Annotated in this window: 25 protein-coding genes; 15 read left to right on the plus strand and 10 right to left on the minus strand. The window is 68.2% G+C overall.

The features are described 5' to 3' along the window. Nucleotides 1-14: 14 nt before the first annotated feature. Genes HL652_RS13530 through HL652_RS13555 form a run of 6 tightly spaced genes read right to left on the minus strand, consistent with a single transcriptional unit; the run spans nt 15 to nt 5701 of the window. The gene (locus tag HL652_RS13530) at nt 15-1280 is read right to left on the minus strand and encodes an iron-containing alcohol dehydrogenase (protein WP_253743277.1); all 1266 of its coding nucleotides are present in this window, start codon (nt 1278-1280) and stop codon (nt 15-17) included. Next, nucleotides 1273-2040 (minus strand): SDR family NAD(P)-dependent oxidoreductase, encoded by a 768-nt coding sequence (locus HL652_RS13535; RefSeq protein WP_171705806.1) that lies wholly within the window; start codon nt 2038-2040, stop codon nt 1273-1275. Before HL652_RS13535 ends, HL652_RS13530 begins: the two co-directional genes overlap by 8 nt. Before the next feature lie 31 nt (nt 2041-2071). Further along, a complete protein-coding gene (locus HL652_RS13540) occupies nt 2072-2914 on the minus strand; it encodes an HpcH/HpaI aldolase family protein (RefSeq protein ID WP_171705807.1) in 843 nt (280 codons plus the stop codon). Next, entirely contained in the window at nt 2911-3828 is a 918-nt protein-coding gene (locus HL652_RS13545) for a cupin domain-containing protein (RefSeq protein ID WP_171705808.1), read from the minus strand. The genes HL652_RS13540 and HL652_RS13545 overlap by 4 nt, the downstream gene beginning before the upstream one ends. A gap of 11 nt (nt 3829-3839) precedes the next feature. After that, nucleotides 3840-4781: a beta-keto acid cleavage family enzyme gene (locus HL652_RS13550; protein WP_171705809.1), complete on the minus strand. Its 942-nt coding sequence runs from the start codon at nt 4779-4781 to the stop codon at nt 3840-3842. Beyond that, complete coding sequence (locus HL652_RS13555) at nt 4781-5701, minus strand: DUF6282 family protein (protein WP_171705810.1); 921 nt, start codon at nt 5699-5701, stop codon at nt 4781-4783. The genes HL652_RS13550 and HL652_RS13555 overlap by 1 nt, the downstream gene beginning before the upstream one ends. A gap of 201 nt (nt 5702-5902) precedes the next feature. Here HL652_RS13555 and HL652_RS13560 point away from each other — a divergent pair, with 201 nt between their 5' ends. The 7 genes from HL652_RS13560 (at nt 5903) to HL652_RS13590 (ending at nt 12502) form a co-directional block, all read left to right on the plus strand. Next, nucleotides 5903-6679: an IclR family transcriptional regulator gene (locus tag HL652_RS13560; RefSeq protein ID WP_171705811.1), complete on the plus strand. Its 777-nt coding sequence runs from the start codon at nt 5903-5905 to the stop codon at nt 6677-6679. A gap of 6 nt (nt 6680-6685) precedes the next feature. After that, nucleotides 6686-7546 (plus strand): ABC transporter permease, encoded by an 861-nt coding sequence (locus tag HL652_RS13565; RefSeq protein ID WP_171705812.1) that lies wholly within the window; start codon nt 6686-6688, stop codon nt 7544-7546. After that, the gene (locus tag HL652_RS13570) at nt 7546-8379 is read left to right on the plus strand and encodes an ABC transporter permease (RefSeq protein ID WP_171705813.1); all 834 of its coding nucleotides are present in this window, start codon (nt 7546-7548) and stop codon (nt 8377-8379) included. Before HL652_RS13565 ends, HL652_RS13570 begins: the two co-directional genes overlap by 1 nt. An 8-nt stretch (nt 8380-8387) precedes the next feature. Next, nucleotides 8388-9518 carry an ABC transporter ATP-binding protein gene (locus HL652_RS13575; RefSeq protein WP_253743279.1) on the plus strand — a complete coding sequence of 377 codons (1131 nt, stop codon included), beginning with the start codon at nt 8388-8390 and terminating at the stop codon, nt 9516-9518. 61 nt (nt 9519-9579) lie between these two features. Further along, a complete protein-coding gene (locus tag HL652_RS13580) occupies nt 9580-10674 on the plus strand; it encodes an extracellular solute-binding protein (protein ID WP_171705814.1) in 1095 nt (364 codons plus the stop codon). A gap of 75 nt (nt 10675-10749) precedes the next feature. Further along, nucleotides 10750-11541, plus strand: coding sequence for an IclR family transcriptional regulator (locus tag HL652_RS13585; RefSeq protein ID WP_171705815.1), 792 nt, complete (start codon nt 10750-10752; stop codon nt 11539-11541). Further along, the gene (locus tag HL652_RS13590) at nt 11522-12502 is read left to right on the plus strand and encodes a cyclase family protein (protein WP_171705816.1); all 981 of its coding nucleotides are present in this window, start codon (nt 11522-11524) and stop codon (nt 12500-12502) included. The genes HL652_RS13585 and HL652_RS13590 overlap by 20 nt, the downstream gene beginning before the upstream one ends. Before the next feature lie 11 nt (nt 12503-12513). Here HL652_RS13590 and HL652_RS13595 read toward each other — a convergent pair whose 3' ends face one another. Further along, nucleotides 12514-12903 carry a hypothetical protein gene (locus HL652_RS13595; protein ID WP_171705817.1) on the minus strand — a complete coding sequence of 130 codons (390 nt, stop codon included), beginning with the start codon at nt 12901-12903 and terminating at the stop codon, nt 12514-12516. Between the two features lie 135 nt (nt 12904-13038). Then, complete coding sequence (locus HL652_RS13600; RefSeq protein ID WP_171705818.1) at nt 13039-13626, minus strand: heparan-alpha-glucosaminide N-acetyltransferase domain-containing protein; 588 nt, start codon at nt 13624-13626, stop codon at nt 13039-13041. Between the two features lie 50 nt (nt 13627-13676). On the opposite strand from HL652_RS13600, the gene HL652_RS13605 reads away from it, so the two are divergent. From HL652_RS13605 to HL652_RS13635, 7 genes are all read left to right on the plus strand, one after another. Then, on the plus strand, nt 13677-14384 hold the full coding sequence (locus HL652_RS13605; protein WP_171705819.1) for a DUF3800 domain-containing protein: 708 nt from the start codon (nt 13677-13679) through the stop codon (nt 14382-14384). Between the two features lie 362 nt (nt 14385-14746). Beyond that, nucleotides 14747-15064, plus strand: coding sequence for a hypothetical protein (locus HL652_RS13610; protein ID WP_171705820.1), 318 nt, complete (start codon nt 14747-14749; stop codon nt 15062-15064). Nucleotides 15065-15142: 78 nt separating this feature from the next. After that, nucleotides 15143-15574: a chemotaxis protein CheY gene (locus tag HL652_RS13615; protein WP_171705821.1), complete on the plus strand. Its 432-nt coding sequence runs from the start codon at nt 15143-15145 to the stop codon at nt 15572-15574. Then, nucleotides 15571-15897, plus strand: coding sequence for a winged helix-turn-helix domain-containing protein (locus HL652_RS13620; RefSeq protein WP_171705822.1), 327 nt, complete (start codon nt 15571-15573; stop codon nt 15895-15897). The genes HL652_RS13615 and HL652_RS13620 overlap by 4 nt, the downstream gene beginning before the upstream one ends. 416 nt (nt 15898-16313) lie before the next feature. Next, the gene (locus HL652_RS13625) at nt 16314-16763 is read left to right on the plus strand and encodes a hypothetical protein (RefSeq protein ID WP_171705823.1); all 450 of its coding nucleotides are present in this window, start codon (nt 16314-16316) and stop codon (nt 16761-16763) included. A 1839-nt stretch (nt 16764-18602) separates the two neighbouring features. Next, on the plus strand, nt 18603-19706 hold the full coding sequence (locus HL652_RS13630; protein WP_171705824.1) for a DUF418 domain-containing protein: 1104 nt from the start codon (nt 18603-18605) through the stop codon (nt 19704-19706). Nucleotides 19707-19728: 22 nt separating this feature from the next. Next, on the plus strand, nt 19729-20157 hold the full coding sequence (locus tag HL652_RS13635; RefSeq protein ID WP_171705825.1) for a VanZ family protein: 429 nt from the start codon (nt 19729-19731) through the stop codon (nt 20155-20157). Nucleotides 20158-20374: 217 nt separating this feature from the next. Here HL652_RS13635 and HL652_RS13640 read toward each other — a convergent pair whose 3' ends face one another. After that, on the minus strand, nt 20375-21328 hold the full coding sequence (locus HL652_RS13640) for a ThiF family adenylyltransferase (protein WP_171705826.1): 954 nt from the start codon (nt 21326-21328) through the stop codon (nt 20375-20377). Further along, nucleotides 21325-22290, minus strand: a complete 966-nt coding sequence (locus HL652_RS13645) for a GNAT family N-acyltransferase (RefSeq protein ID WP_216603895.1) — start codon at nt 22288-22290, stop codon at nt 21325-21327. The genes HL652_RS13640 and HL652_RS13645 overlap by 4 nt, the downstream gene beginning before the upstream one ends. Before the next feature lie 93 nt (nt 22291-22383). Between HL652_RS13645 and HL652_RS13650 the strand changes: the two genes are divergently transcribed. Then, nucleotides 22384-23262, plus strand: coding sequence for a TetR/AcrR family transcriptional regulator (locus HL652_RS13650; RefSeq protein ID WP_171705827.1), 879 nt, complete (start codon nt 22384-22386; stop codon nt 23260-23262). The last annotated feature ends 116 nt before the right edge of the window (nt 23263-23378 follow it).

Genomic DNA, 23378 nt, shown 5'->3' on the forward strand with positions numbered 1-23378 from the left:
GAGAGATCTCCCTTTCAGCGGCCCGGCCGGGCCGAGGCGGCGATGAGACTGCGGTCGCCCGCGTGGGCGGCCTCGAGGATGGTGAGGAGGGTGCTCGGCTCCGCCCCGATGGGCGAGATGGCGAGCAGCCTTGCCGACCCGAGCGCGAGCTCGGCGATGCGCGGCAACTGGTCGCGGGTGATGCCGATCTCGGCGAGGCTCGCGGGGATGCCGATGCTGCGGCAGAGCTCCGCCACCCGGTCGACCGCGTCTTGCGCGGCCACCCAGGTGTCGTCGTCGCGGCCGCCGAGCGCGAGATCGAGCGCGGCGAGGCGCTCGGGCACGGCGGGCACGCAGGCCTGCAGCACGTACGGGATCATCAGCCCCGTGCCGAGCCCGTGCGGCGTCTTGGTCAGCGCACCGATCGGGTACTGCAGCGCGTGCGAGAGGTGCGTGCCGGTGGGCCCGAACGACATGCCGGCGAGCAGGCTGCCGTAGGCCACCTGCTCGCGCGCCTCCCGGTCGGAGCCGTCGGCGACGGCCCGCCCGAGGTACGGCGCGATGCGGCGCACCGCCTCCAGCGCGAGCTGGTCGGCGAACAGGTTGCTGCCGGTGAAGACGGGGAGCACGCCGTTCCAGTCGAGCGGCAGCGGCGCCGCGGTGTACGACTCGAGGGCGTGCACCAGCGCGTCGATGCCGGCGTACGCGGTGACCGAGGCCGGTGCGCCGAGGGTGAGCTCGGGGTCGACCACGGCGGCGGCGGGCACGAGGTGCGGGCTCGAGATGCCGAGCTTCATCTCGCGGTGCGGGTCGGAGACCACCGCCACGGGCGTCACCTCCGAGCCCGTTCCCGCGGTCGTGGGCACCGCCACGACGGGCAGCACCGGCCCGGGCACGCGGTTCTCGCCGTAGTAGTCGGCGAGCGACCCGCCGTGCGACACCAGCAGTGCGATGAGTTTCGCGGCGTCGAGCGAGCTGCCGCCGCCGTAGGCGAGCACGACGTCGGGTTCGACGCGGGCCGCCGCGGCCCCGGATGCGGTGAGCGAGTCGACCGGCAGCTCCGGCGACACCTCGCTGTGCACGGTCACGGTGAGCCCGGCCGCCCGCGCCCGCTCGACGAGCCGCACGAACTCCGGGGAGTCGGCGAGGAACGGGTCGACCACCGCGAACACCCGCGAGCCGTGCTCGGCGAGCAGCTCCGGAATCTGCTCCCGCACCCCGAACCCCACGTGGATGCGCGACGGCAGCCTCAGCGTGCCGGTCGGCGGGAGAGCTGAGGGAGCCCCCTCGCGCTCAGGCACTGAAGCCTCCGTCGACAGGCAGCACGACGCCGCTGATGTGGCTCGCGAGATCGCTCAGCAGCCAGGCCGCGGCCTCCCCCACCTCCGACCCGGTGCCGACCTTCCGCAGCGGGGTCGCCGCCACGCGGGCCTCGACCCCGCCGGGGATGGCCGCCCGCGTCTGCTGCAGCATCGGCGTCTCGGTCGGCCCCGGCGCCAGCACGTTCACGCGCACACCGAGCGGACCGTTGTCGTGCGCCGCCGTGCGGGTGAGGCCAATGACCGCGTGCTTCGTGGCCTGGTAGGCGCCCATGCCCGAGCTCCCGCGCAGCCCCCCGATGCTGCTGACGTTCACGATCGACCCCGCTCCGGCCAGCCGCATCACGCGGAGTTCCTCGCGGAGGCACAACCAGACGCCCTTCACGTTGACGGCGAGGATGCGGTCGAAGTCGTCTTCGCTCACCTCGTCGAGCCGGCCCGCCTGGGTGAGCCCGGCGTTGTTGAAGGCTCCGTCGAGCCGCCCGAACCGGGCGACCGTCTCGTCGACGACGCGCGCCACATCCGCACCGACACTGATGTCGCCGGTGGCGTAGTGCGCGGTGAGTCCGTCGGCGGTGAGCGCGTCGGCGACCGCGCGCAGCGGCTCCTCCGTGCGCGCGACGAGCATCACGCTCGCGCCGTGCTCGGCGAACACCCGGGCTGCGTCGGCCCCGATGCCCGCACTCGCCCCGACCACCAGCACGACCTTGTCGTGGAGCAGGCCTGTTCGGCTGTCGCTCATCTCTTCCTCCTCGAATCGACTGTTCTGATTCTCATGCGTCGCGTTCTCCTTCGTGGTGCTCCTGCGGCCCGGCCGACTCCGCGGCGCGCTCCGCCGACACCGACCGGGCGGCACGCACCGCAGCCGTGGCGGCGCCGCCGAGCAGACTCGCGTCGTTGCTCAGCATCGTGAAGTCGAAGCCGGCATCGATCGACGCACGCACCGCATCCGTCGTCGCCCCGCCCGCGTTGCCCACCGGCACGCCCACCGCGTGTGCCGCCTCGACGGCGTCGGCGATGAGCCGCAGCACGCGCGGGTCGCTCTCGTCGAGCCCCTCGCTCACCGAGAGGTCGGCGGCCCCCACGAGCAGTGCGTCGACACCGTCGACCGCCGCGATCTCGCCCGCCGCCCGCGCCGCCGCGGCGCTCTCGATCTGAGCGATGAGCACCACCTCGTCGCCGAAGCGCAGGTACTCCTCGCGCGGCACCGCTCCCCACGCTCCGGCACGGCTGGTGCTGCCGACCCCGCGTGTTCCTGCGGGAGGGAAGCGCACCGCGGCGGCCGCGGCCCGCGCCTCCTCCACCGAGTCGACGTGCGGCAGCATGATGCCCTCGGCACCGGCGTCGAGCATCCGCTGCACCAGCCCGCCCGCGAGCGACGGTACGCGCACGATCGGCGACAGCCCCGCCAGCAGCGCGACGCCGATCTGGCGCGACGCCGACTCGGCGCTCATGGCCGAGTGCTCGAGGTCGATGACCACGAAGTCGAAGCCGGCGAGCGCCAGCAGCTCGACGGTCTCCTGCGCGGGGATCTTCGACCAGGTGCCGAGCGGCGGCCCCGACGGGCGCGCGAGCGCCGCACGGAAGAGGCTCGTGCGTGTTCCCTGCCCGATCATGCTGCCGGATAGTCGTCGGCGTTCAGCACCCAGCCCGAGGCCGAGAAGTCGTGACGCGGCGGCGAGAAGATGTCGAGCAGCTGCTGGTGCTCCCCCACGCCCTGCGTGGTGTGCACGGTGGGCGGCGGGATGACGCAGATCGACGGGGTGCCGATCTCGCGGTGCTCGTCGTCGCGCCAGCTCGCGGAGTCGGGCCCCCAGGGGTAACGGATGTGGTGCACGAACGTTCCCTTCACCCCGAACGAGATCTGCTCGAAGTCGTCGTGGTGGTGCGGCGAGAGCTTGTGCAGGTCGCGCGGCGCCGGCTCTTCGGCGAGGAAGTTCACCATGAGCGTCGTCGTGCGGAAGATGCGCCCGAAGCGCCCCTCGGCGATGGGGGTGTCGGCGAGCCGGTACACGCGCAGCGCGAAGCCGCCCACCGGGTCGGGCCACGGCTCGAGCGGGGCGGCCCGCAGGTCGGGCGAGGCATAGGCCGCGGCGTTGAGCGCGCTATCGCGCAGCCCCCCGTCGACCGTGGAGAACACGCGGATGACGGGCCCGTCGGCGAGCACCTCGATGGTGCTCGCGCCGGGCGGCACCACCACGAAGGCCTCCTCGTCGACCTCGACGGAGGAGGCGCCGGCGGTCACGCGCAGCGGCGCGCTCTCGGAGTACATCAGCACCGCGTACTCGTCGGGCTGCTCGTCGCGCGCGAACACCTCCCCCGCCTTGGCCTCGGAGTAGGCGATGACGAGGTTGGCGGCGCGCGCGATCCACGTGCGGCTGCCGAGCGCACTGGTCTCGCTCGGCTCCTCGTCGTGGAACGCGATCCACTGCGAGGGCTTGATGGGGGTCGACGCGTCGATCCCCTCGCGCGTCGCCACCGGGGCGGTGGCGAGCCGGGAACGGATGTCGTCTTTGGCGTACATGGTCATGGCAGTGGTCCTCAGTGGGTGGGAACGGAGACGCGCTCGGCGCCCTTGAGTGCGAGCATGCGGCGGGCGTCGTCGGGGGTGGCGATCTGGCGGCCGAGGTCTTCGACCACGGCGCGCATCTTCGTCACCTGCTGGGCGTTGCTCGTGGCGAGCTCGCCCTTGCCGATCCACAGGCTGTCTTCGAGCCCCACCCGCACGTGGCCGCCGAGCCAGGCGGAGTGGGTGGCGAACTGCATCTGCGCGCGCCCCGCGGCGAAGGCCGAGAACGAGTAGTCGTCGCCGAACAGCTTGTCGGCGACCGCCACCATGTGGGTGAGGTTCTCGTGGTGCGCCCCGATACCGCCCAGGATGCCGAACACGCCCTGGATGAGGAACGGCGGCTTCGCGAGGCCCCGCTCGGCGAAGTGGGCGAGCGTGTAGAGGTGCCCGATGTCGTAGCACTCGTACTCGAACCGTGTGCCGAGGCCCTCGCCGAGCTCGCGCAGGGTGTGCTCGATGCGGTCGAAGGAGTTGATGAACGGCTGCGAATAGGTGTTCAGCACGTACTGCTTCTCCCAGTCGTGCTTCCAGTCCGTCACCTTGTCGGCGATGCCCGAGTAGACGAAGTTCATCGACCCCATGTTGAGCGAGGCCAGTTCGGGGGCGAAGCGCAACGCCCCGGCGAGCCGCTCCTCCATGGTCATCGCCGACGAGCCGCCCGTCGTGATGTTGATCACCGCATCCGTCTGATCGAGGATGCGCGGCACGATCTCGTCGTACACCTCGGCCTGCCAGGCGGGCCGGCCGTCGGGGTGCCGCGCGTGCAGGTGGATGATCGCCGACCCCGCGGCCACCGCCTCGAGCGCCGAGGTGACGATCTCGTCGGGGGTGATGGGCAGGTGGTCGCTCTGCGAGGGCACGTTCACCGACCCGGTGACGGCCGTGCTGATGATCACCTTCTCGGCGGTGCGCATCAGGCCGACTCCTCGAGGCCGAGGAGGAACGCGGTGTTGCGGCAGATCATCTGCCGCACGTCTTTCTCCTTCACCCCGTGGTCGAGCAGCTGCTGGATGACGTAGATGTAGCCGTCGACGGGCAGCGGGTTGGTCTTCTGCCCCAGGTCGGAGTCGATGACGGTGCGCTCGGGGCCGACCCGCTCGATCCAGTCGACGAGCTGCTGGATGGGGAAGCCGGGCGCCGGCACCGCCGGGTGGTACATCGACATCTCGTGCTCGACGAAGGCGCCATAGCGCAGCATCTCCTCCACGTCGCCCTCCGACGCGTTGATGATGAAGTCGGGGTGGTGCAGCAGCAGTCGGCGCACGCCGTTCTCCTGGGCGGTGGCGAACAGGGCCTTCATCGACTCGGCGTCGAGGTGGCCGCCCGAGAGCATGATGCCGGCCTCGGCCACCAGCTGGGTGACCCGCACGGCCTCGGGCGAGACGGTGCCGTCTTCGGCCCAGATCGTCTCCTCCTTCTCCTCGAGGTTCGACCCCGCGGTGGGGAAGCCGTCGTCGTGGCTGTGGGCACGGATGTGCTGGCCCGCCGAGACGGTCGGCCCCCACACGGCACGGCCGCCCATCTGGATGGTGACGGCCACCGCCGACGGGTTCACCCCGCCGACCTCGGAGTTCAGCGCGACGCCGCCATAGGCGGGGGTGGGTGCGTCTTTGAGCAGCTCCTTCATGGCCAGCAGATCCATCACGGTGTTGTGGTGGTGCGACTTGATGAGGATGGCCCGCATGTTGATGCGCGCCGCGTCGTAAGAGGCCTCCACGTGATCGAGTCGGCGCGGGAAGGGGCTCGGGCCGGAGTGCACGTGCAGGTCGACCGCGCCGTCGAGCACCTTGAGCAGGGCGGGCGAGGGGATGGGCGAGTCTCGGGTGTCGAGCATCCGTGAACCTCCTTGTTCGGATTATGGGATTGGCGTTCACATTACGTACTTTCCGGTGGCCTGTCCAGCCGGTTCCGCGACTTGGCGGGATTCCGAGCGTTCGTGTTATGTTCGTCATCCGGATTGAGGAATTGCATTATGAACATTTGCTTGCTTTACTGAGTGCGGCAGCACAGCCCGACCCTCGAGGAGGAGGTGACGATGAACGGCACGACTGACCAGGCTCACGAGCCCGAACCCGTGGTCTCGATCCACGACGTCGACCGCGGAGGCATCCAGTCGATCGAGCGCGCGGCCATGGTGCTCGCGCTGTTCGACCAGAACACCCGGGTGCTCTCCCCCGCGCTGGTGTCGGAGCGCCTCGGCCTCAACCGCACCACAGCGCACCGCTACCTCGCGTCGCTGCAGGTGTCGGGCTTCCTGAGCAGCAGCTACGGCCCAGGCCCGCTGGTCGATCAGCTCTCGGGGCTGGTGTCGGGGCGTCAGCAGATCCTCTCCCTCGCGCCCACCATGCTGCGTGAACTCTCCGATCGCACCGGGCTCACCGCCGTGGTGAGCTTTCTCGGCAGGTCGGGCGCCGTCGTGGGCCACGTCGAAGAGGCGGGGGCCGGCACGATCGTGCTCACGGTGCGGGTGGGCACGGTGCTCGAGACGAAGGCCGCGCAGTCGCGGGCACTGCTCGCGTTCCAGTCCGACCCGGCGGTGGTGGCCCGGATGCACGCGGGGCTCGACGCCGACGAGGCCCGTCGCGAGAACGCCGAGCTCGCGAAGGTGCGGCGCGACCGTCTGGCCTGGGCCGATCTCGGCCGGGTGGGGCTGTCGTCGGTCGCGGTTCCGGTGTTCGGCCGACACGAGGTGCAGGCGGCCATGGCCGTGCTCGGCACCACCACGATGCTGCCCTCCTCCGGAGAGTCGGAGGAGCGTGTGACGATGCTGCGCGAGGCTGCGGAGCAGCTGACCGCCCAGGTGAACGGATAGACGACGATGACGACGACGACTCGAACCTCACGGGCGAGCTGGCTGCTGCTCGTGCCGGCCCTCGGCCTCCTGGCCGTGGTGCTGCTGACCCCGCTCATCCAGAGCTTCTTCCGCAGCATCGGCACCCCCGAGTTCACACTCGAGCACTACGCGAGCCTGTTCACCGACGGCGTCACCATGACCGTGCTGGGGCGCACGGCGCTCACCGCGGTCATCGTGACCGTGGTGGCGTTCCTCCTCGGCTACCCCTACGCCTACCTCATGACGCGGGTCGGCCCCAGGCTCCGCGGGGTGCTGCTCGTCATCGTGCTTATCCCGTTCTGGACCTCGGTGATGGCCCGCAACTACGCCTGGATCGTGCTGCTGCAGCGCGGCGGCCCGGTGCAGAGCGTGTTCGAGTTCTTCGGCGTCACGAACGTCACCTTCCAGGGCAGCGTGGTCGGAGTCACGATCGCGATGAGCCAGGTGCTGCTGCCGTTCATGGTGCTGCCGCTGTTCAGCTCGCTCGGCGCCATCGACCGCCGGCTGCTGCTCGCCGCGCGCGGCCTCGGCTCCTCTCCCCTGGTGGCGTTCTGGAAGGTGTACTGGCCGCTCTCCCGCGGTGGCGTGGTGTCGGGGCTCATCCTCGTGTTCACCCTCAGCCTCGGCTTCTACGTCACCCCCGCCCTCCTCGGCTCGCCGCAGCAGTCGCTCATCGCGCAGCTGCTGGCCCAGCGCACCACGCAGCTGCTCGACTTCGCCGGAGCCGGCGCCCTCGGCATCCTGGTGCTCGTCATCACGCTGGCGCTCGTGGCCTGGGCCAACCGCTTCGGCGGAACCATCTCGGCGCTCGGCGTCGCCAGCACCTCGCAGACGAAGGACCAGTGATGACCGCATCCGTTCCCGCCGTGCGCCGGCCGAAGCGCCGCGACCGTGGAGTCGACCCCATCCCGTGGTGGCTCGTGGTCGTCGGCACCCTCGTGGCGCTCTACTTCATCCTCCCCACCCTCATCGTCATCCCGCTGAGCTTCAGCTCGGCCTCGGCCTTCGAGTTCCCGCCGAAGGACTTCTCGCTGCGCTGGTACGAGAACTTCTTCACCGACCCCATCTGGCTCGGCTCGCTCGGCAACTCGTTCCTCGTGGCGATCCTCGCCGCGCTCATCGCGACGGTCGTCGGCACGGCGGCGGCGGTCGGCCTCAACCGGCTCACCGGCCGCTTCGCCGGCTTCCTCCGTACGCTGCTCATGGTGTCGATGGTCACCCCGGCGATCGTCGTGGCGGTGGCGGTGTACATCTCCTTCCTGCAGTGGCACCTCGTGGGCACCCTGCAGGGCTACGTGCTGGCGCACGCGGCGCTCGGCGTGCCGTTCGTGCTGGTGTCGGTGACCACCGCGCTCGGGGGTTTCGATCCCAAGCTGTTGCGCGCATCCGCTTCTCTCGGCGCCCCGCCGTTCCGCTCGTTCCTCAGGGTGACGATGCCGCTCATCAGCCGCGGCGTGCTCACCGGGGCCATCTTCGCCTTCGTGACCTCGTTCGACGAGGTGGTGATCGCCCTGTTCCTCAGGGCGCCCACGTTCCAGACCCTGCCCGTGCAGATGTACAACAGCGTCACCTTCGAGCTCGACCCCACCATCTCGGCGTCGTCGAGCCTCGTGGTGGTCGTGGTGACCGTCATCTTCCTCGTGCCGCTGCTCATCGGCAGCCGCAAGAAGACCCGTTAGGAGACCCCGTGTCCACCCAGATCAGGCTCACCGAGGTGACCAAGCGCTACGGTTCGGCAGCGCCCGCCGTCGACGCCATCTCGCTCACCATCGAACCGGGCGAGTTCATGACCCTGCTCGGCCCGAGCGGCTCGGGCAAGACCACGACGCTCAACCTCATCGCGGGGTTCGAGACGCTCACGAGCGGCACGATCGCGCTGAACGGAACGGATGTGGGGCGACTGCCGCCGCACAAGCGCAACCTCGGCATGCTGTTTCAGAACTACGCGCTGTTCCCGCACATGACGGTGGCGCAGAACGTCGCCTACCCGCTGCGCGAGCGCAGGGTGTCGAAGGCCGAAACCGCGCGTCGGGTGGCCGAGGTGCTCGAGCTCGTGCAGCTGCCGGGCCGCGACGGCGCCTACCCCTCCGAGCTCTCGGGCGGGCAGCAGCAGCGCGTGGCGCTCGCCCGCGCCATCGTGTTCGACCCGGCGGCGCTGCTGCTCGACGAGCCGCTCGGCGCGCTCGACCGCAACCTGCGGGCGGCACTGCAGACCGAGATCCGCCGCATCCACCGCGAGGTCGGCTCCACCTTCGTGTTCGTCACGCACGACCAGGAGGAGGCGATGAACCTCTCCGACCGCATCGCGCTGTTCAACGCGGGGCACATCGAGCAGGTCGGGTCGCCCGAGGAGCTGTACCGGGCGCCCGACACGCTGTTCACCGCGCGGTTCCTGGGCGACTCGAACGTGTTCGACCTGGGCGGCTCGGGGGTCGGCGCTGGAGTCGGCGCCGGGCTCGACTCCGGGGTCGGCTCGGGCGCGGGTACCTCGGCGACCTGGGAGGGGAACACCTGGTCGGTCGACCCCGCCACCGTCACCGCGCATCCGGGCGTCTCCGCCCACGCCGCCGTCGTGGTGCGCCCCGAAGACGTGCGCATCGCCGCCTCCCCCGCCGAGGTGCCCTCGGGCGCGAACTGCATCGCCGCCACCGTGCGCGACCTGGAGTACATGGGCGCCTACCGCACGGTCATGCTCGAGCTCTCGGCGACCGGTCCGCTCGGCCGGGCGCGCATCGACGCGCTCGACTCCGCCCTGTCGCTCGGCGACCAGGTCACCGCGTGGTGGCGGCCTGAGCGCCAGCGCATCGTCGCCGCCTGAGCGACCCCCGCATCCGTTCCACCCTCCCTGCACACCCTCACCAGCAAAGGAAAGAATGACAATGACGTCCCGATCCAGAATCATCGCGGCGGGTGCCGGCCTCGTGGCCGCCACCGCCCTGCTCGCCGGTTGTGCCGGCGGCACCCCGGCCGGCACCGGCGCCTCGGGCACCGACTCCGCCTCGGGCGGCGACGCCCCGGCCACCATCACCTTCGTCGGCTACGGCGGAGGCGGGCAGGACGCCCAGATCGAGGCCTGGCAGAAGCCCTACACCGAGGCGCACCCGAACATCACCTTCGTGAACACCTCGCCGCCCGACGTGGCGCAGGTGAAGGCGCAGGTGGAGAGCGGCGCGGTGCAGTGGGACGTGATGGCCACGGCCCCCTACGCCGCCCAGCAGAACTGCGACACGCTGTTCGAGCCGCTCGACCTGAGCGGCATCGACCAGACCGACCTCGTCGAGGGCACGGTCGGCGAGTGCTACCTCGGCAACTGGATCAACGCCACCCCCGTCGCCTACCGCACCGACGCCTTCCCCGCGGGCGAGGGGCCGAAGACGGTGGCCGACTTCTTCGACACCGAGAAGTTCCCCGGCCAGCGCGGCATCGTCACGAACCTGCAGAACGGCATTCTGGAGTACCCGCTGCTCGCCGACGGCGTCGACCCCGAGGAGCTCTACCCCCTCGACGTCGACCGCGCGCTCGACAAGCTCGGCGAGATCCGCGACGTCACGACCTTCGCACCCAACGTGGGTGCGCTGCAGCAGGCGGTCGAGGCCGACCAGGTCGACATGTTCCTGCTGCCCGACTCGCGGCTGGTGCCGCTCCTGCAGGGCGGTATGGGCATCACGATCGTCTGGGACGAGACGGTCGCCTCGCTCAACGCCTTCGCCATTCCGAAGGGCGCTCCGAACAAGGATGCGGCTGTCGACTTCATCTCGAGCGTCGTCGAACCGGAGCAGGTGGCGAAGATCTCGGAGCTGCTCGGTGTGGCGCCGGTGAACACCGCGGCGAAGCCCGAGCTCGACGAGTTCACGAAGCAGGTCGAGGTCTACGGCCCCGCGAACACCGGGGGCACGGTGCTGCAAGATGTCGACTGGTACGCCGAGAACTTCAACGACGTGTCGACCAAGCTCACCACCTGGCTCGCGGGCTGAGACCCGCCCATGTCGGCTCCGGATGCTCTCGAACTCGTCTCCGGCGATGTTCGCCCCCTGAACTACGCTTCAGTCATGGCGAACACCGACGGCGCGAACGAGGCATCCGGATCCGACATCCAGGCGGTGGCCCGCGTCGGCCAGATCTGCGCGTTGTTCGGCCCCCACACGGCCGAGCTCACCGCCGCAGACGTCGCCGACCGGCTCGGTCTCAACCGCACCACGGCGTATCGCTACTGTGCGTCGCTCGTGGCGGCGGGCATCCTCGACCGTGGGCCGCGGCGCGGCACCTTCGTGCTGGGCGGGCTCATGCTGCAGCTCGGCATCCACGCCCTCAGCCGCCGGCAGGTGGTGGAGATCGCTCCCCCGCGGCTGGCGGAGCTGAGCGCCGCGGTGCGCATGACCGCGGTGCTCAGCCTGTGGGGCGCTCGCGGGCCGGTGGTGACGCTGGTGGAGGAAGACCGCAGCCGCACGGCCGTCGTGACGGTGCGGGCCGGGTCGCAGCTCGACGCCACGGCCGCGCAGTCGCGGGTGTTCCTCGGCCAGCTCACCGACGAGCGGGCGATGGGCTGGATGACCGAGGGCATGACCTCGGCCCAGCGCGCCGAGCTCGAGGCCGCCGTCTACACCGCGCGCCGCGCCGGCTACTGCATCGCCTCCCAGTCGGGAGGGGTGTTCTCCGCGGCAGCCCCCGTGTTCGACGAGTTCGGCATCGCCGCCACCGTCGGGCTGCTGGGCGCCGACCCCCAGGCCGACCTCTCCGCGGGGTCGACCATCATCACCGAGCTGCTGAGAACCACGTCAGCGCTCTCCGCAGAACTCCGCGGAACGCGAGAGGCACGACCTCATGAGAATTCCGAGCTATGACGAGCTCCTCCGACGCACACCGTCCGGCTCCAGCTGGGGTGTGTTCGGGCCCGGCGATGAGCTGGGCACCGCCAACTTCTTGACAGCGGAACGGGTCTCGGCGGCGTCGCGCCTCATCCGCACCGGCCGCCGCTTCGGGCTCGACCACCCGGTGACGGCGTTCGAGCCGTACCCCACCGGCACGCGGCGCGCGCTTCGCCACGAGGTGTTCTCGAACAACGAGTGGCATCGCGACGACTGGGTCGACTCGTTCTACCTGCAGTCGTCGTCGCAGATCGACGCGCTGCGGCACATCGGCCATCCCGAGCACGGGTTCTACAACGGGCTCTCGAGCGCCGAGAACTCGCCGGAGTCGGTGGCTCTCGGGGTGCACGCCTACGCCGAGTCGGGTCTCGCCGGTCGCGGCGTGCTGCTCGACCTGCCCCGCTACTTCGCGCGCCACGGGTTGCCCTACGACCCGACCGCCACCATCGCGGTCGGCCCCGAGATGCTCGACGAGATGGCGGCAGAGCAGGGCGTCGAGTGGGAGGGCGGCGAGCTCCTCCTGCTGCGCACGGGATGGGCGGAGCAGTACCTCGCGCAGACCGAGGCCGAGCGGGCGCGCATCCCGTGGCGCCGGTCGCCCGGGCTGGCGCAGCGCGAGCAGGTGGTGCGCTGGCTGTGGGACCACCAGATCGCCCTCGTCGCCGCCGACAACCTCGCGGTGGAGGCCGACCCGGTGCTCGAGAGCGACTTCCGCTCGGCGGGCGAGAAGCCGCCCGAGCGTGGGGTCGACCACAGCGGCATGCTGCACCGCCCCCTCATTGCGCTGCTCGGCATGGCGCTCGGCGAGCTGTGGCGGCTCGACGAGCTGGCGGCGGCGTGCGCGGCCGACGGGGTGTACGAGTTCTTCGTGACGTGCAAGCCGCTCAACCTGATCGGCGGGGTGGGGTCGCCGCCGAACGCGATCGCGATCAAGTGAGCGGATGCTCGTCACGGCCTCAGATAGAGCCCGAGGCGGTGCAGTAGGGCCGCCAGCAGCATCCAGAACGCCACCATCGCGACCGTGAAGGTGAGCTGCGCCTGCCCACCGATGGCGATCGCCGCCGCGATCTCGGCGGCGGGCGTACTCCCCGATGGTGCCGCTCGCGTGAGCACGCTCATGAGCGCGTGCGACCCGAAGTAGACGAGCAGGCTGTTGCGTCCGAGCGCGACGAGCGGCCACACCGCCGCGCGCACGCCGCGCCCCACACGGCGACGGTCGACCGCGAGGTGCGCCACGAGCAGCGCGAGCGTGGTGCCAGACGCCACCCAGAGGGCGAACGGCGCCGTCCACAACCTCTTCATGACGAGCGGATGCACGCCCGCCACCATCTCGGGCACCCAGATCGTGAGGAACCCGGCGAGCGCCGCCCCCCGCGGCGACCCCGATCAGAGGCAGCACACTCCGCCCCACTCCCCCGTTGCGAAGCCGCGGTGCGAGCAACAGATGCCCCACCGTCGCGCCGGCCGACGCGCTCACCAGCGCTCCGAGCAGGGCGACGAGCCCCACGGGGTCGTGCCCCAGCGCACCCTGGTGGTAGGTGTGCTGCGCCCCGAAGACGGCCGGGTCGATGACCCCCGACGGGTTGCACTCGGGTGTGAGAACCAGCCCCGCGCATCCGCTCGCCCACACCGAGAGCAGCACGGTGTGCCCGGTCGCGAAGACCGCGGTGACGATCGCCCACCCCCACCAGGTGCGCGTGACGAGGTGCACGAGCCCGAGCACCGGACCACCCCGGCGTACAGCTGCAGCACGCCCGTGAGCCACCAATCGTCGAACCGCCAGCTGTTCAGCGCGATCGCGTTGTAGACGAGCCCGGCCGCGAGCAGAATCGCGACTCGCCGCAGCAGCGGCCACGCCCGCACCCGCCGATGCATCGCGAACGCGAGCCCGCACCCCGACAGCGTCACGAACACGGGGAACACGAGATCGACCGGATGCACCCCCTCCCACACCGCATGCCCGAACCACTCCGGCTGCGCCAGCAGCGAGTCGACCCCCACGCTCACCACGAGCATCACCCCCCGCACGACATCGAGACTCAGCATGCGGGCGGCGGGCACCCGTCAATAGTAGATGATTAACTCTCATTTATAGATGGAGGGGAGAGGCGATGCTGGTTGCATACGTCGACGAGTCGTACAACGCGGGCCATTACTTCGTCGCCGCAGCGGTGGGTCACAGTCACACATGGGAGCAGATGAGCGAGCGGCTGGCGGAGATCGCCGCAACCACTTCCCGGCTACACGGAACTCCGTTAGACGCCGAGTTCCACGGACACGAGCTCATGGGAGGCGCTGGGGAGTGGGCGTCGCTTCGCGGCAAACACCGCGAGGCCGCGGGAATCTACCTCGCCGCCTTACGCGCAGCCCGGCATGCGGAGGTCCAGTACCTCTTCCGCGGTCTGGACATTCATCGCTTGAACGCTCGATATGCCTACCCTGACCAGCCGCACTCCATTGTCTTCCGCCATCTGCTCGAACGCTTGGATCAGCATGCCGAACGAAGCGTCAAAGACGAACCCATTGTCATCGTCGCAGACGAGATCGCCACGCAAGAGGCGCACCGTCGTCAATTTGCGAGCTACCAAGAAGTCGGCACGCGCGGCTATCGGTCGAGCCGGCTCACCCGTATCGCGGCACCTATCAATTTCGCGCGTTCGAGAGAGACGCCAGGACTTCAGGTAGCTGATCTTGCAGCCTACGTGCATTGTCGCCGCCACACCGTGGTCGACAGCCACCCGGCAGCCGCGGCAACTCTCCGCCGCCTGGCGAGGGAGATCGATCCGGTCACCGTGCACAGTTGGACATGGAAACCGTGACAGACGAACGAAGGCCCCGCAAGCGGGGCCTTCGGCTGGCGACGTTCCGGTAGCCGGCCCGTCGTAGGCCCATTATCGCACCGGCCCCGCGACACCACAACCGGGGCACACCCATCTCCTGGCGTGTGCGGTTCGTTCATTGCGCCACCTGCGCACGGTGCGGCGATCATTGATCGTCGTACGCTCGCAGCATGAGGCCTCGACACATGACGGTTACTGCGTCGGCGGCCGTCGCGCTCCTCGCCGGCATTGCGCTAGGTGGGTGCACGCCCACTGCGGCCCCTGCCCCGACGAGTACGACCACTCCCATTTCGACCCCGACGTCTGCCCCCACGCCCTCCGCAACCCCGACGCCCCCACCGTTGCCGACCGGCACGGCCGCGCCCGAGCCGACGGCCGCGGCGGCGTACGACCTCGAGGCCGTCTACGAGGTCTGTGTCGACCTCTCCGAGGAGACTGTCGCGAGCCCGGGCACCTACATGCCGTTCGACCCCGCCGACACCAACCCGATCGCCGAGGAGAAGATCACTACTCCCGTCTCGGACGACCCCGACGCGCTCATGATGCACGTGACGTGGACCGCGGAGACCGGCGACTGGACCTCCACCAGCTTCTGCTCGATCAGCGGCCCCTTCGACGACCCGACCATCACCCTCGAAAGAGCCAGCACCAGCAACTGACGACGCCTGTGTCGACCACGGAACATACTTGCCATATTGGAAACTAGGTGCCATCCTTGAACAAAGGAAGGCGGCATCATGCAGAGCAACGACACCATCACCCCCATGGAGGCTCGGGAGCTGCTCGCGCGAGCGGAGCGCCTCAGCCGGTCGGCGCACAACGCGACCCGGTGGCCGTACATCACGTTCATTCTGGCGTTCGGTGTCGCCACTGCGATGGGCACCTTCGCCATGGCGCTCACGACGGGGAACGCCTTCGGTCTCGCCTATGTCGGCACCCTGGGCGTCGCCTTCGCGCTGCTCATCTTCTTCATGGTGAGCGTCCGCGGCAGGTCGGCCTTCGCGCGCAGCCGGCGCTGGACCATCACCATCGCCGCCTGGTTCGCGGCCTACGCCTCAGCGATCGCGGTCGTCGTCTGGGCGCACGGCTCTCTGCCGCTCGCAGCCGTCACCTCGGGCCTCATCCTCGTCGTGACCTTCGTGAGCGCCGCACGGGAGGCGCGCTCGTGACCGTCACCGAGCCACACCCGCACCCGCACCCCCGGCACCGCCTCGACGACCTGCTGCAGAACCCCGTGCGCTTCTCGATCGTCGCCGCCCTAGACCGCGCCGGCACCCTCTCCTTCAAAGAGGTGCGCGACGCCGTCGAGATCACCGACTCCGCCCTGAGCAAGCAAGTCTCCTCCCTCGAGACCGCCGGCTACCTCAAGGTCGGCAAGTCCTTCGCCGGCAAGATGCCCCGCACCTCCCTCACCCTCACCCGCGAGGGCCGCACCGCCTGGCGCACCCACCTCACCACCCTCCGCGAAATCGCCGGCGACGCCGCGGGGTGACGACGGGAGCGTCTGTCTGCCTATGGCGCGAGGTCCCCAATCAACCTCGGGTAACGCATCGAGACAGGGGGCACTCACTGGGCACTTAAAGGGCGTGACTCTCGACGTTCGCCATTGGTGAAGCATCTGCCGGGGCAATTCGTGGGCTCAGCAGGCCAGCACGGCCTCTGACGATCTGCCGGCCGGGTGCTGCCGCAACAGGCAAGCGGAGCACCCTTGGCCATGGCCCCATTCTGGGGTGGCCAGGGGCCTTGACCCGGAAGGCGTGGACAGACAGCATGGCCTGCATGGGGGATATATCGAGGCGAACCGTGGTTCGAGCCGGAGTCTGGGCCACACCAGTAGTGGCGATAGCGGCGGCCGCACCTTTGGCGACAGCTTCGACGGGGTCGCCGATGCTAGCCTTCGGAGCCAACGTGACGACAGTTGCGGGCACCCAGGGCACCATACCGGTGAACGTGCTGCACTTGGAAGGTCCAGGCCAGATAGTTATCGTTGTTGGCGATGAGCCGGTATTGGGGTCCGCGCAGTTTCGACTGCAATCGGCACGTGTTGACGGGAACTGGGGCAGCGCTCCTGACGTCTTGATCAGGTCGTTGACGTCGGATATGGCGGTGATCGTTCCGACTGGCCTCGGAAGCACAGACGTTATCTTCACGGTTCCCGCCGGAATTGCGCCTCATTCTCCGGTCGTGATCGACATCGGGGTGGGGTATGCGGACACACCGCCCGCCGATTTTAACGAGGACCCCTTGTGGGACATCACTGCGACTGTCTCGACTTCGGGTGCTACATCTTCGGGCCGGTGGGCGAACGCGATCAACCGGATCACCAGCGGCGTGCCCGTGCATGGGCTCGAGGCCTGACCGCGCCCGCGCCTCTCTCGTTGGTTAGAACTCGAGGACGCCATCAGCGACGCGACGGCTTTGGGGCGAAATGGTCCCGCCGCGCGCGGTGGACCGTGTGCAACTGGGAGTCGCCGCACGACCGGCAGGGAATGGCCTGATAAGGCAGTCTTGCAAGTGGAGACTGCTGCGGCAACGTACGAGACGGCGTTCGTTAGCAGCACTCGGCCGCTAACAGACCTGCGCAAGTGCGAGGCAGCGGATCACTAGGCATCACCGCGCCATCCCCATCGGGGGTTGTCACTTCGCAACCACTGATTGGCTCGATGACGACTGGCTCACGAAAGTCGCTCACCTTTACACACGCAGAGCCTATTCTGGTCACACCACTGAAAGCGAGGTGGTCGGTCGCCGCATCTGTTCGCTAGTGAACTAATGGTTCGCTCAGGCAAAAACGAGTTGGATCACCGGCACGACCGGGTTACCTTCGGGCGCCAGAGATCCGATGAGCACGTCGGACACGTTCGATCGGGCGAGGTATGTGATGGACTGAGTCGGGAGAGAACTGTGCGGTGGCACAGTCGCCATAAGGATCAGCCGGTCGCCCGTTTCGGTGGGAGCCCACGCCCCGGTCCCATAGGCCTCGAGCTCAATAACTCCTTGCGACATAGGGGCTGAAAATACGACATCAACTGCAACGTCAAACGGGTTCGTCGCCGTGAAGACCGTATCAGCGCGACGCGCCGACGAATACTGGGCGGTCCACGTCCATGTCAGCCTCTGAATGCTCGCGGCAACTGCCGGCGCCGCCACCGCAAGCGCGACGACTGGCACGCTCCATGAAGCAGCACGAACAACGCTCCTTCTCGTTAGGTCCCCCATGTTCGACATGCTACCGGGCCTTACGAAGGGATCTATTGGTAACATGTCGACATGGAGCACCCGGGGGCGGACCAGCACGTTACTCGGCGTAGCTTAGTTGGCTTAGTGTGGGCCGCCCCCGTGGTCGTCGCTGCGATAGCTGCGCCCTCAGCCGCGGCATCCGGCAGTTACAGGATCAGCGTTCGCGATGCATTCCAAGTCGGCCCGATGAACAACTCGACCGCAGTAATCACGGGATACGTATTTCTCCGTAACGACCGAACCAAGCCCGCGCCGGGTGTATCGCTTACGATTACGACCCTTCCAGGCGGGAGCGTCGCTCTGACAACCACAAGCGACAACGGCTTCTTCCTCACAAGGATTAGCACCGGCACAAGACGGGTCTCGTACCAGGTCGTCGCATCCGACGGGTCAAAAGTGACTGGAGCACTTCGCTGAGAGCAGACCCTCTTCGTGCGTGACCACGGAGAGAACTTAGACTCGGTTCGTCGATGAGGTCGACGACCCCAGTGCGGCCACCCGTCCGTGCCGCCTTCACGCCCCAGACAATTGTGCGGACAGTCTCAGCCCAGGTAGAAGATATCGTCGGCACCGCAGCGACCATCAGGCACGTACTCTAGGCGAGAGCTAGCCCATTGTGCTTCTTAGCGCACCGCCCTTTCCGGCCTCAGCGGGACATAAGGGCGCTCAGCTCAGCTGGAACTGTCCCCAGCTCCTGGCACATTGATCTGTGACAGAGTGTCCGTCGCCAAATCGGGTCCAAAACAGGATGTGGAGATCGCCGAGACAGCCCCGCCCCACCGCCTGTGTGACCGAGACGCTTGTCGCCAGCGCTAGAAGTTTGCGTCGAATGCACTTCATCACCAGCTGCCAATAAGCACGCCCGATGACGGGATAGTGGGCTGACAGCAACCAACCATTTCCCTCCGGCCGACGGGCACGTCTAGGCTCGGGGCACGCGACTGGAAGGGGAAGTCGATGTCGGGAGTCCACACGGTGAGGCCGGTCGCCCCACGCACGCAGGGCGACCGCGTGGTCGTGCCCGATGTGGCTCGCGGGTTCGCGATCTTCGCCATGCTCGTGGCCCATGCCATTCCTCTGGTGCCCCAAGTCCCCGGCGCCGTCCGCTTCCTCGAGCGTCAGCTCAACGACGTCGCGTCTCCCCTGTTCGCGTGCGTGATGGGAATGGCGACGGCGATCGTCATCGCGAAGACGCGCCTCGAACCGCATGGCGTGCGCGCCGTGATCGTTCAGAACGTCATCCGCGGATGCATCCTCGTCATTCTGGGCGTCTGGTTGCAGACCTGGGGAAGCTGGATCGCCATCATCCTGTCGTTCCTCGGAATCGTGCTGGCGATCGGCACGCCGCTTCTGCTTCTCCCCACGAAGGCCCTCATTGCGGTGATCGCCGTAATCGTCGTCGCCGGCGCGCCGATCAATGCTTTCGTGCTGGACGTGGTCGAACCCACCATGGCGCTCCCGGGCAGCCTGGGGGCGACGTTCATCGACTGGGTGTTCTTGAACCCGCACTACAGGGTGACGAATCTGCTGCCCTGGTTCCTGTTCGGTGCCGTGGTGTTCAGGATCGGCTTCACCTCGCGGAGGCTGGCCTGGACCATGCTCATCCTGGCTCCTTTGGCTTGGGGAGGTGACTTCGTCATCCGGCGCGTCTTCTCAGTCGAGCGCGGCCCGTCGGGCAGCTACCTCGACACGCTCCACGACACCGGCCTCGTGCTCGGCGCCCTCGCCGCCATCATGCTTCTGGCAGCCGTGCGAGCCGAAGCGCCGGCCAGAGTCATCCGCGCCGTCTTCGTGCCTTTCCGAGCCATCGGCACCGTGGCGCTCTCCCTTTATGTGCTGCAGGTGGCGATCGTCGCCTGGCTGGCCCGAAGCGGAGCCCTGACGTTCAGCGAGAACAACTACGCCGCCTGGTGTCTTGTGGTGCTCGCCGTGCCGGCCGCGGGCATCCTCTGGTGGCGATTCATCGGCAAGGGGCCCATCGAGTGGGTCATCGGCTTCCTGTCCGGGCGGTACCGCGTCGCCCGCGTACCGCGGTCTGCGCACACAACCACCCCAGCCTGATCGGCTAAAGTCCTGGTTCCATATGAGGAACTCGTCTGCGCCCGTGCTGCGCACCATCGCCGCAGTCCTGCTCGTGCTCTACGGCTTGGGCGTCGCGTTCGTCGTGTTCTGGCCGTCACCGGTCGACGCGGGCTCGCGGTCTGACCTCCTACGACTCATCTCGCAGCTCCACGCACACGGCCTTCCTCGTTCGATCGGCTACCAGCAGGTCGAGTTCGCGGCGAACGTCGGCATGTTCGTGCCTCTCGGCATCCTCATCGGTCTCGTGCTGGGGCGCCGCTGGTGGTGGCTCGCGCTCGTCATCTGCGCTGCGGCCTCGACGTCGATTGAGCTCCTCCAATACCTCCTGCTCCCCCACCGCTTCGCCACTTACCGCGACGTGGTGGCCAACACCTTCGGCGGCTCGCTCGGCACGGTCGCGGCCGGGGCGATCTACGCGCTCAGACGCTAGCGTCCGCCGTCGGTGGAATGGTGCTGGCTAGCCATGACGCAGTGGGCCTGCTGCTCTGGTGGACTGGCCGCATGCCTCGAACCCCGCGACATCTCACCCGCGCCGCGTGCCGCAATTGCGGCCTTCGCTTGCACGCTTCCGAGCTCCTGCTCCCGTGGCACGCGTGCTCAGAGGACTGCGCCGACGAGCTCTGGTTCCGCCAACAGGTGCGAGCCGGCTAGGAGCGCTCGGCGCTCCTGCGCGCGATGTCGGCGTGCGTGTACGCACCCTGGGGGTTGCGCCCCAGCCGGTCTCGGACCGCAGCCGAGACGACGTGGCGGTAGTGAGCGGCCCGCCCGGCCCGGAGCACTCGGCCGCGCATGGTGTACGCATCGAGATACCCGAGGCGCGGCGCCCAGATGGGCCGCCGGCGGCGGTTCCGTATGCCTGCTGCCGCCGTCAGGTGCAGAAAGGCCTGCGTCGTGCCGAGGGCGCTAGCCAGGTCGACCCCGGGAGAGATCGAGGGCAGCGACACACTCGAACCGTCGGGAGCGAGTGTCGTCATCGCGATCAACCCACGCAGATCGGAGTAAGGCGGGACGTACGGGAGGAACCGGGTGAAGTCCACTTCTGAGTGAGCCACCTCGTCCAATGGCGCGGTCTCCGAGAGCCCCATGAATCTTTCAAACGTCCACCGGCTGCGGGGATGAAAAGCGGTGACCTGCGCAGCGAAGCCGACGTTCACGACCAGCACGTCAGGAATACCGAGCCGGCGAGCAGTGCGTGCGATGGTCGTTCCGATCTCCGGATGCATCGTCTCCGACTCGTCGAACACCAGGGTCGCGCCGTGCATGAACTCGTCGACGTTCTCGACGGTCACGCCGTCTCGATAGACGTGCACCTGAGCCCGCGGATTGATTGCCTTGACCTCATCGCGGAAGACGTCGGCTTTTGAGCGCCCGTAGGTCGCGGTTGTCGCACCGGGGACGCGATTCGCGTTCTGCGCCTCGAACTCCTCGGGGTCCGCGATGCTGAAGCTCGAGACGCCCATCCTCGCGAGCTTGGTCCCCACCTGGTAGCCCACGCCCCCGACCCCTGCGATGGCGACTCGCGACGAGATGAGCGCCTGTTGCTCGGCTTCGTTCCAGAACCCGAAATTACGCGAGAACTCCAGCGAGTCTACGGATTTCATCCGCCCTCGACCACAGCCTCTTCAGTGCGCGCCGTGCGCGGGCTCGAGAACGTCTGGTCGGGTGCGGCCGCAGCGTCGGCGAGCGCAGCCGCCGCCTCGCGCTGTGCTCGCGAAACGCGACCGAAGTACTCGAGTGAGCCGTCTGCCTCAATCAATTGGCCGAGGATGGTGGCGTTGCGCTCATTGATCCGCGCCGCGGAGCCGTCGAGATCGAACTCGACCGGAAGGTTGTAGTCGAGGTAGTGCTCGATGTAACGGGGCTCTCCGATGCGCGAGATGGCGAGCACGCCGGCGAGATGACGCTCGAGCCACGGCTCGATGATCGCGAACGTGCGTCCGACGTCGTGGGCCGTGAAGTACGACGACATGAGCGCGAAGAGGTGCCACTGCACGAGTTCTTGCATAGCAACGCGCTCGTGGCGGGCGATGACCCGCGACACCTCGACACTGCCGTCGGCGAGCGGGTCGTTGGCGAACAGCTCGGGGCAGAAGTCTTCGACTGGCAGCGGCCGGCTTTCGCCATCCGCGCCTTTAATGATTGTGCGTGCCACACCCACAATCCGCACACCCTCAGGGGCGTTCTCAAGAACCGCGAAAGTCACTGAGCGCGCATCGTCTTCATCACGATCGAGGCCGTCGTCCGAGAGGTCCGAGGGGTCGAGCTGACCGGTCTGCTCAACGTACACGCGGCGACGAAACTCGAAGTGCTGCCGGTACACCTCTTCGAAGCCCGGACGGGCGATCCCGTTGATGCCGATGATGCCCGTGGCGAGGCGCGCGTCGGGGTCGGAGAGGAAGGCGGGTGAGCCTGTGATGACGGGGATGACCGCCGCGTTGCTGACAGATTTGTCAATCCGCGACACGAGCCGACTTCCGCGCTGGCACCCACGTGTGACGCATGAATCGGAGCACTTCGGATCCTCCGTTTTCAGGGGGTGGATGACCTTCCGGCGTGTCCGCAAAGAGCATGATGCCGTTGACCTGAGCATAGAAGTGCGGCAAGTCGTTTGCAACTTGGGACGCTATGTCCCAAGATGGTTCCGAGAGGGGCTTTCATGTCGGAGAACAGCTGGACGAAGTCCGCCACCGGTCGCACTCGCGTACCGAAAGATGAAGTACGAACGAAGCTCCTCGACACAGCAATGGCGCTCGTGCAGTCGAACGGACTGACGGTCGGTTTCGAGCACCTCTTGATGGACGACCTCATTAAAGAGGCAGGCGTTCCGCGCAGTTCGGTCTACCGCATCTGGGACTCGAAGGAGGCCTTCTTCGAGGAGCTCCTGAGCGAGGTTGCGAACCAGGTCTCCCCCGGTCGCGCTGACGAGGAATCACTCGTCGCGACGTGGGAGTACCTCGGCTTCCGCGCCGACGAACTCCGCACCCCGGAAGGCCGCCGCCGCATCCTCGTCGACGTCACCGGCCTCGCCGCCGAGCAGAACTTCGAGTCGGTCACCTCTTCTATCCAGTGGCGCACCTATGTGGCCCTCTCGTCGACCGCTCTTTCGTACCCCGATTCGCGCGTGCGCGAGCGCATCATCGAGGCACTGCGCAACAGCGAGCTCGCCTTCCTCGACCAGATGGAAGTCTTTTACCGCAACATCGTGCCGGCCGTCGGCTACCGCCTCCGCCCCGACCTCAACGACGACTACCGTCCCCTTGTCGTCGCTGCCGCAGCGATCATCGAGGGCCTTGGCATCGCCCGCACCACCATCCCAGACCTCGTCGAAGGCCGCTACAACGTCGACAACGAGGGTCGCCCCGCGGAGGTGTCCCTCGCGGCCATCTCGTACCACGCGATCATCACGGCCTTCATCGTGCCCGACCCGAACTACGACGCCGAGGCCGCCATCGCCCGCCTCTCGGGCGGCATCGACGAGATGCCCGTCGTGCAGCCCCGCTCCCGCGACCTCGACGGCGGCCCGGCGGAAGACTGATCGGTTAGCGCGAGCGGAGAACGTAAACCCGCTCTTGCTCTTCAACTCCAGGAGCCTCGCAACTGTCAACATCCGCAGAGACGCTCTTGGATTCCGTTTAGCCGCGGGTACGGTTT

Origin of the sequence: Herbiconiux sp. SALV-R1 (assembly GCF_013113715.1) — a bacterium.
Lineage (GTDB): Bacteria > Actinomycetota > Actinomycetes > Actinomycetales > Microbacteriaceae > Herbiconiux.